Genomic DNA, 8,305 nt, shown 5'->3' with positions numbered 1-8,305 from the left:
TAACAAAGCCCCAGCTTGTGAAAGTCGGGGCTTTGTGCGTAAAAAACAGAAGGTGTGCATTTTGACACACCTTCTTTTTATGTAGGAATGATAAATCTTACTGATTAACTCTTTTTTCCTGAATTCTAGCTTTCTTGCCAGTAAGAGCACGTAAATAGTACAATTTAGCACGACGAACTTTACCAACTTTATTAACAGTGATACTGTCGATAGCCGGAGATTCGATAGGGAAAATACGTTCAACACCTACAGTTCCAGACATTTTACGAACGGTGAAACGTTTTTTGTCACCATGTCCAGCGATTTTGATAACAACACCACGGTACAACTGTACACGTTCCTTGCTACCTTCAACGATACGGTATGCCACTGTAATAGTATCACCAGCTTTGAATGAAGGATGCTGTTTGCCAGTAGCAAATGCTTCTTCAGCAATTTTAATTAAATCCATTTTTTTTGATTTTAAATTGTTTATCGTTACCAACGCAACATATCAAGTAACTCTTCTTTGACAGCGATTGCGCGAAAGCGGTGCAAAATTACTAGATTTTTGTCATACAGCCAAATTAAATTCAACTATTTTTCATCTGATATCGTTGGTTGCAACTTCTTTTTTAACTACATTTGGGCAATAAACAACTAATAAACATGAAACCAAACCGAATTATGTGTATCATTCCGGCAGGAATAGTAGCCGGGATTTTTATGTTTTCAAGCTGTCATTCAGGCTATTCTCTGGCATCAGTTGAGGGAAGCAGGATAGAAGTGACAGCAGCTTTGGATGCTAATCCGGATTCCGCTGCAATCGCTGTTTTGGCTCCGTATCAAAAAACGGTTGATAGTATTATGTCACCGGTCATAGGACAAAGCGCTCGTTTTATGGATCGCTTTCGTCCTGAAAGTGAGTTATCCAACTTGGTAGCGGATATTTTACGTTATTCTGCTTCTGCATATATAGGCCGTATGGCCGACGTGGGGGTGACGAATATGGGGGGACTACGTACGGCTTTGCCCGAGGGGGATATAACTTACGGTAATATTTATGAAATAACTCCCTTTGAAAATACATTGTGCATTGTTACTATGAATGGGGCTTTGCTGCGTGAACTTTTTGAAAATATAGCAGCTGTGCATGGTGAGGGATTAAGTGGCGCTTGTCTTGAAATTTCTGGAGATGGAAAATTATTGGATGCTACAGTGGCCGGAAAAGAAATTGAAGACTCCAAAGAGTATAAAGTAGCCACCTTGGATTATTTGGCTGAGGGAAATGACCATATGACTGCTTTTGCCAAAGTGGGCGATGCGGATAAATTGCTGCCTGAAAAGGCCACAGTGCGTCAGTTGTTTCTGAACTATGTGAATGAGCAGACTAAAGCAGGGAAGAAAATAGACTCAAAGATAGAAGGAAGAATTACCGTTAAAGAATAAACTGAACCGTTATGAAACGAATATATGTATTATTTACTGCTTTGTGTGTATGTTGTGCGCTGGCAGCACAGGATATCAAAGAACTTTTGATACTTCATACTAATGATACCCACAGCCGTGTGGAACCTATCCCCATTACTGATCCGAATCCGGAGTTTGCAGGAAAAGCGGGTTTTGTACGTCGTGTTACCTTAATAAAAGAAATACGGAAACAGGATAAGGATTTGTTGTTGTTTGATTGTGGTGACTTTTCACAAGGCTCTCCTTTTTATAATATGTTTGGTGGTGAAGTTGAAGTGAAGCTGATGAATGAAATGGGATATGATGCCGGGATTATTGGAAATCATGAGTTTGATTTGGGCTTGGATAATATGGCACGTCTTTTTAAAATGGCGGATTTTCCTGTTGTTTGTGCTAATTATGGTGTACAGGGAACTGTTTTGGAGGGGCTTGTCAAACCGTATGTTATTTTGGAACGTAAGGGGATAAAGGTAGGTGTGTTCGGACTGAGTCCTGCATTGGAGGGGCTAGTACAGGCAAAAAACTGTGAAGGAGTGGTTTTTGAAAATCCAATAGAGGCTGCTCAGCGTGTGGCGGATATATTGAAGAATCGGGAAAAATGTGATTTAGTGGTTTGTTTGTCTCATTTAGGGTGGCAAGGAAAACCTTATTCTGATGAAACTTTGATTCTTAATACTCGTAATATTGATATTGTCTTGGGAGGTCATTCGCATTCTTATTTTGATAAGACTTTGTTTTATAAGAATTTGGATGGCAAGGAGATTCCATTGCAACAAATGGGAAAAAATGCTGTTTATGTGGGAAAAATGAAAGTAAGGATGGAAAAGAACTGATAGTTGCTGTTGTATAAGGAAATCTGATATAATTGAAGAAATTAGATGAAGAGAAACGTATTGTTATTTATAAGTTTATGTGTCGTCGGATGTGTGATGACGTATGCACAGCAGATGCCTGGGCTGTTACAAAAGGGGAAGGCGGATACTCAGGATTGTAAGGCATGGGTGGATGAACAGCTTTCTGAAATGAGTTTGAAGGAAAAGATAGGACAACTGTTTATACACACAGTGGCTCCTCTTCAGACACAGCGAAATAAAAACAATATATATGCAGCTATAAAAGAATATAAAGTAGGAGGATTACTTTTTTCGGGCGGTCAGTTGTCTGATCAGGTTTTATTGACTAATTATGCGCAGAGTCTGGCGGAAGTGCCTTTGCTCATAACTTTTGATGGTGAATGGGGGCTGGCTATGCGCTTGAAGGGAACCCCTCGTTTTCCAAGAAACAGAGTCTTGGGATGTATACAGGATAATGAACTGCTTTATGAATATGGTAAGGAAGTAGCCCGGCAATGTAAGGAGATAGGTGTGCAGATCAATTTTGCTCCGGTGGCCGATGTAGATGTTAATCCTCGGAATCCGGTTATTAATACCCGTTCTTTTGGTGGTGATCCTCGGAATGTGGCTCAAAAAGTGGTAGCTTATGCTCGTGGTTTGGAGGATGGAGGGGTATTGTCTGTCTGTAAACATTTTCCGGGACATGGAGATACGGAAGTGGATTCTCATAAGGCGTTACCGGTTTTGAATTTTGATCGTGCGCGTTTGGACAGCATTGAACTTTTTCCGTTTAAAGAGGCTGTTAAAGCAGGATTGGGAGGTATGATGGTAGGACATTTGGAGGTACCTGAATTGGGTAAAAATCCGGCTTCGATTTCTTCACATATTATTTATAATCTGCTTTGTCGGGAATTGGGCTTTCAAGGCTTGGTTTTTACAGATGCTTTGGAGATGAAAGGTATTTCGCAAAATGAGAATATATGCGCTCAAGCCTTGATAGCAGGTAATGATTTATTATTGGCTCCCCGTAATTTGAAGAGAGAATTGGATGGTGTTTTAAATGCTGTAAAAAGTGGAAAACTATCAGAAGAACTGATTACGGAAAAATGTCGTAAGGTATTGACTTATAAATATGTTTTAGGGTTGAAGAATAAACCTCACATCCAACTTTCCGGGCTGGAGAAACGATTGAACCGTCCGGAAACGAAGGAGTTGATTCTCCGCTTGCAGAAAGCTGCTATAACGGTTCCTGCCAATGTAAATGGAACCTTGCCCTTGGATTCAAAATTGAGGGGAACGGTGGTTCTGAATATTGGGAAAACTCCCGGTGCTGGGCTTGCTTTTTATAATCGTTTGCAAAATACACTTTCTCTCACACGTGTTGTTGCTCGTCCGGATTCGATGGAAGCTATCAGAAAACGATTGTTGGGTAGTCAGCGTGTAATTGTGGTGGTTACTTCGGATGATTACAAAAAGTATAAAACAATGCTTGATTCGCTTCCGGCTGATTTGCCTGTTATTTATGTGTTTCTGATGCCATTAAAGTCTATGTTGGATATGGAGGGCTATTGGAAGAAAGCAACGGCTGTAGTATTGGGGCATACTGATGAATCTGTTATTCAGGAGTATGTGGCTGATGTCTTGGTAGGAAAGGCAGTGGCAGACGGGCGTTTGTCGGTGGCTGTCGCCGATTTGTTCAAACCGGGTGATGGAGTGACTATAACTCCTAAAGTGTCTCGTATTTATAGACCTGAGGATTATGGTATGGATTCCAAAATACTGGAAAAGATAGACAGGATAGCCATGGAAGGAATCAAGGCGAAGGCTTATCCTGGTTGTCAGATTCTAATTTTAAAAGATGGGAAACCAGTATATGATAAGTCTTTCGGCACTTTCACTTATGAAAGTGACCGAAAGGTGGAAAAGGATGATTTGTATGATTTGGCTTCGTTAACCAAGACCACGGCGACGCTGTTGGCTGTTATGAAACTTTACGATGAAGGAAAATTTGGTTTGACCGATCGCATATCTCAATACATTCCAGCTTTAAAAGGTACGGACAAGGAACGTGTCACTATTGAGGAGTTACTTTTACATCAGTCGGGCATTCCTGCTTTTTGGCCTTTTTATAAGGAGACTATAGATAAAGACAGTTATAAGGGGAGTTTTTACAGAGCAAGACCGGACGCTAGTCATCATACGCAAATAGATACACGGCTGTATGTCATTGATAAGTTTGATTATAGAAAAGAGTTGATGGCAAAAACTTTCTCTGCTGATTATCCTTTACAGGTAGCTGACAGTATGTTTCTTCATCGTTCTTTTCGTGATTCCATTATGGTACAAATAGGACGTATTCCATTAAAAGACAGGAGATATCGTTACAGTTGCCTGAACTTTATGTTATTGAAGGAAATGGTAGAGAATATCAGTAAAATGCCTATGAATCTTTTTTTAGATAAGGAATTCTATAAACCGATGGAGATGAACCGTACGGCTTATTTGCCGCTTCGGCAGTTCAAAAAGGAGGAAATTGTTCCTACAGTGAAAGCGGATTATTTGCGTAAAGGAAAAGTGTTGCAGGGTTATGTACACGATGAATCAGCTGCTTTCATGGGAGGGGTATCAGGAAATGCCGGTTTATTTTCCACGGCTCGTGATGTGGCAAAAGTGTATCAGTTATTGATTGATGGAGGGGTTTATAATGGAAAGCGTTATCTGAGTAGGGAAACTTGTGATTTATTTTTAACCCATACCTCAAAAATCAGTAGGAGAGGATTGGGATTTGACAAACCGGATGTGAATAATAGTGTGAAAAGTCCGTGTGCGGAGGAAGCGCCCGAAGAGGTGGTAGGACATACTGGTTTTACCGGAACTTGCGCTTGGGCAGATCCGAAAAATCATTTGGTTTTTGTTTTTCTGAGTAATCGGATTTATCCGCGTCCTTTTGACCATAAACAGTTGATGCGGTTAAATATCCGTCCTCGTATGCAACAGGTTATGTATCAGGCTTTGATGAAATGATCATATTTAGATTAAATACAAATTAGTGCATTTTTGTAATCTCTATGTGACAACTAATAGAGAAAAGCTGTATATTTGCTCCATCAATTAGTACTAATAATTTAATAATTAACGAAAATGGCTTACGTAATTAGTGACGATTGTATCGCTTGCGGTACTTGTATCGATGAATGCCCGGTAGAAGCAATTTCTGAAGGCGATAAGTATTCTATCAATCCGGATCTGTGTACAGAGTGCGGAACTTGTGCTGATGCTTGTCCTTCTGAAGCTATTCACCTTGGCTAAGCAGTACAATTTTGTTCTTTAAAGTTAATAACGATCGTTTCCGTTGATGGAAACGGTCGTTTTTTTGTTTATCTAAATTTTGTTTTGATTGGAAGCTCGTATGTCTGCTTTATGAATAAAAAAAACAGGCATCACAGAAAAAAACGGATGCCTGTTCTTTTTATAGAGAAAGAATATTTTATTTTAATAGGGCTAATGCTTCTTTGATGCGGCGCATAGCTTCTATAATATTCTCATCGGAAGTTGCATAACTCATACGGATGCATTCGGGGGAACCGAATGAAGTACCACCTACACATGCCACATGACCTATTTCAAGCAGATACATTGCTAAATCGTCAGCGTTATTGATGTTGCGGTCACCTGCTGATTTGCCAAAAAAGGAATCACATTTCGGGAATAAATAGAATGCTCCTTGAGGATTGTTTACTTCAAATCCTGGAATTTCTTTTGCTAATTTTACAATAAGGTCACGGCGGCGCTGGAATGCTTGGCGCATTTCCTCTACGGGAGCCTGAGTACCTGTATAGGCAGCTTCGGCAGCTTTCTGAGAAACAGAGCACGGACCTGAGGTATATTGTCCTTGCAGCTTATTTACAGCTTTTACAATCCATTCCGGACCGGCAATGAACCCGATTCTCCATCCTGTCATAGCATATGCTTTTGAAACTCCGTTTACAATAATTACATTGTCATGAATCTCAGGGAATTGGGCAATGCTTTCATGTTTGCCACTGTATGTGATATGTTCGTAAATCTCATCGGCTATAACATATACTTGCGGGTGCTTTGCCAAAACAGCGGCCAAGCCGGCCAACTCTTCTTTGGTATAAACGGAACCGGTGGGATTTGACGGTGAGCAAAGAATCAATGCTTTGGTTTTAGGAGTAATCGCTGCTTCTAGTTGTGCAGGGGTGATTTTGAAATCCTGATCAATACCCGCAGTGATAATAACAGGAGTTCCGTCTGCTAGTTTTACCATTTCAGGATAGCTTACCCAATAGGGAGCAGGGACTATTACTTCGTCACCGTCGTTAACTAGAGCCATAATCGTATTACAAACAGATTGCTTGGCACCGTTTGCACAGGAGATTTGTGCAGCTGTATAGTCTAATCCGTTTTCATTCTTCAGTTTGGCTACGATTGCATTGCGAAGTGCAGGATATCCCGGAACTGGAGAATATCTGGAAAAGTTATCATCTACTGCCTTTTTTGCTGCTTCTTTGATGTGGTCCGGGGTATTGAAGTCCGGTTCACCTACGCTTAAATTAATGACATCAACTCCTTGGGCTTTTAACTCATTACTTTTTTGGGACATGGCCAATGTTGCTGAAGGAGACAAACGATTCAGACGATCTGATAATTGATTCATTGCTATTATTTTTTAATGTGTTTAAGTTTACTTGCTGCAAAATAAAGGATAATATCTTAATTATGAAAGTAAAACAGACGAAATCGCATAAAAAATGATGTGATTTCGTCTGAGTTATAGCTTTTTTATTTGTTAAAGTGCAATGTGTGTCCCATTCTGTCTTTTTTGGTTTTTAAATAACGCTCGTTATATTTGTTAGGCGTGATTTCAATGGGAACGTTTTCAACTATGGACAAACCGTATGATTCCAATCCTACACGTTTGACAGGATTATTTGTCAGCAAACGCATTTGGGTGACGCCTATACTGCGTAGTATCTGTGCTCCGACTCCGTAATCACGTTCATCTGCCTGATGCCCTAAAAGGATATTTGCTTCTACAGTATCCACACCATTTTCTTGCAATTTGTAGGCTTTCATCTTTTCCATTAGTCCTATGCCTCTTCCTTCTTGGTTTAAGTAAACAACAGCACCTTTTCCTTCTTTTTCGATCATTTGCAATGCTTTGTGCAGTTGTTCTCCACAGTCACAACGCATGGATCCGAAAATATCACCGGTGGCGCAAGAAGAATGTACGCGTACCAAAACGGGTTCTCCTTCTTTTATGTCACCTTTTATAATAGCGATATGTTCTAAACCATTGCTTTTCTGGCGGAAAGGTATCAGACGGAAATGGCCGTATTCAGTCGGCATGTCCACTTCCACCCCTTTTTCTACTAATGACTCTTGCTTCAGACGATAGGCGATCAAGTCACGGATTGAAATTAGTTTCAGCCCCCATTCATCGGCCATTTTTCTTAGTTCGGGCAGACGTGCCATGGTTCCGTCCTCACTCATGATTTCCATCAGTGCGGCGGCAGGGTATAGCCCTGCCAGACGCGCCATGTCGATACAGGCTTCTGTATGGCCTGCACGTCTCAGCACCCCTTTGTCTTGTGCATATAATGGATTGACATGCCCCGGACGTCCGAATGTTTCGGGAGTGGAGGTGGGATCGGCAAGAGCACGGATGGTAGCGGCCCGGTCGTGGATAGAAACTCCGGTACTGCAACCTTCCAGCTTATCTACAGTTACAGTGAAAGGAGTACCTAGAACTGACGTGTTTGTATCTACTTGATGAGGTAATTCCAATTCTTTGCAACGAGAAATGGTAATAGGTGCACAAAGCACGCCACGTGCATGTTTCAACATGAAATTGACTTGTTCGGGAGTAATTTTTTCCGCAGCAACAATTAAATCGCCTTCATTTTCACGATCTTCGTCGTCCACTACAATGACAAACTTACCTTCACGGAAGTCAGCTATCGCTTCTTCGATGGTATTTAGTTTTAATTCTTCCATAG

7 protein-coding genes are annotated in these 8,305 nt (G+C 40.8%); 4 read left to right on the top strand and 3 right to left on the bottom strand.

Going from position 1 to position 8,305, the window contains the following annotated elements; translation table 11 throughout:
• Positions 1-97: 97 nt before the first annotated feature.
• The gene (rplS, locus tag AB5062_RS17145; RefSeq protein WP_005841919.1) at positions 98-451 is read right to left on the bottom strand and encodes a 50S ribosomal protein L19; all 354 of its coding nucleotides are present in this window, start codon (positions 449-451) and stop codon (positions 98-100) included.
• 197 nt (positions 452-648) lie between these two features.
• Between rplS and AB5062_RS17140 the strand changes: the two genes are divergently transcribed.
• The 4 genes from AB5062_RS17140 to AB5062_RS17125 all read left to right on the top strand — a co-directional run bounded on the left by AB5062_RS17140 (position 649) and on the right by AB5062_RS17125 (position 5,591).
• Positions 649-1,428, top strand: a complete 780-nt coding sequence (locus AB5062_RS17140; RefSeq protein ID WP_050540958.1) for a 5'-nucleotidase C-terminal domain-containing protein — start codon at positions 649-651, stop codon at positions 1,426-1,428.
• Between the two features lie 11 nt (positions 1,429-1,439).
• Complete coding sequence (locus AB5062_RS17135; protein WP_005841915.1) at positions 1,440-2,282, top strand: bifunctional UDP-sugar hydrolase/5'-nucleotidase; 843 nt, start codon at positions 1,440-1,442, stop codon at positions 2,280-2,282.
• A 45-nt stretch (positions 2,283-2,327) separates the two neighbouring features.
• Positions 2,328-5,306 (top strand): glycoside hydrolase family 3 N-terminal domain-containing protein, encoded by a 2,979-nt coding sequence (locus AB5062_RS17130; protein ID WP_217755094.1) that lies wholly within the window; start codon positions 2,328-2,330, stop codon positions 5,304-5,306.
• A gap of 117 nt (positions 5,307-5,423) precedes the next feature.
• Positions 5,424-5,591 (top strand): 4Fe-4S binding protein, encoded by a 168-nt coding sequence (locus AB5062_RS17125; protein ID WP_005841910.1) that lies wholly within the window; start codon positions 5,424-5,426, stop codon positions 5,589-5,591.
• Between the two features lie 178 nt (positions 5,592-5,769).
• On the opposite strand, the gene AB5062_RS17120 is transcribed toward AB5062_RS17125, so the two are convergent.
• Both AB5062_RS17120 and AB5062_RS17115 read right to left on the bottom strand, forming a co-directional pair.
• Complete coding sequence (locus tag AB5062_RS17120; RefSeq protein WP_005841907.1) at positions 5,770-6,963, bottom strand: pyridoxal phosphate-dependent aminotransferase; 1,194 nt, start codon at positions 6,961-6,963, stop codon at positions 5,770-5,772.
• A 125-nt stretch (positions 6,964-7,088) separates the two neighbouring features.
• On the bottom strand, positions 7,089-8,303 hold the full coding sequence (locus tag AB5062_RS17115; RefSeq protein WP_005841905.1) for a bifunctional 3,4-dihydroxy-2-butanone-4-phosphate synthase/GTP cyclohydrolase II: 1,215 nt from the start codon (positions 8,301-8,303) through the stop codon (positions 7,089-7,091).
• Positions 8,304-8,305 lie beyond the last annotated feature (2 nt).

Origin of the sequence: Phocaeicola sp. RTP21359st1_B8_RTP21360_211022, assembly GCF_040911965.1 — a bacterium.
GTDB classification, from domain to species: Bacteria; Bacteroidota; Bacteroidia; order Bacteroidales; family Bacteroidaceae; genus Phocaeicola; species Phocaeicola vulgatus.
The sequence above is the reverse complement of the archived record's forward strand: the minus strand, read 5'-3'. Positions and strand labels throughout refer to the sequence as shown.

What these genes read in the sequence shown, in the direction of transcription:
- AB5062_RS17125 (WP_005841910.1), top strand. Translation starts at nt 5,424, where the DNA reads ATGGCTTACGTAATTAGTGACGATTGTATCGCTTGCGGTACTTGTATC.
- AB5062_RS17120 (WP_005841907.1), bottom strand. Translation starts at nt 6,963, where the DNA reads ATGAATCAATTATCAGATCGTCTGAATCGTTTGTCTCCTTCAGCAACA.
- AB5062_RS17115 (WP_005841905.1), bottom strand. Translation starts at nt 8,303, where the DNA reads ATGGAAGAATTAAAACTAAATACCATCGAAGAAGCGATAGCTGACTTC.
- rplS (WP_005841919.1), bottom strand. Translation starts at nt 451, where the DNA reads ATGGATTTAATTAAAATTGCTGAAGAAGCATTTGCTACTGGCAAACAG.
- AB5062_RS17130 (WP_217755094.1), top strand. Translation starts at nt 2,328, where the DNA reads ATGAAGAGAAACGTATTGTTATTTATAAGTTTATGTGTCGTCGGATGT.
- AB5062_RS17140 (WP_050540958.1), top strand. Translation starts at nt 649, where the DNA reads ATGAAACCAAACCGAATTATGTGTATCATTCCGGCAGGAATAGTAGCC.
- AB5062_RS17135 (WP_005841915.1), top strand. Translation starts at nt 1,440, where the DNA reads ATGAAACGAATATATGTATTATTTACTGCTTTGTGTGTATGTTGTGCG.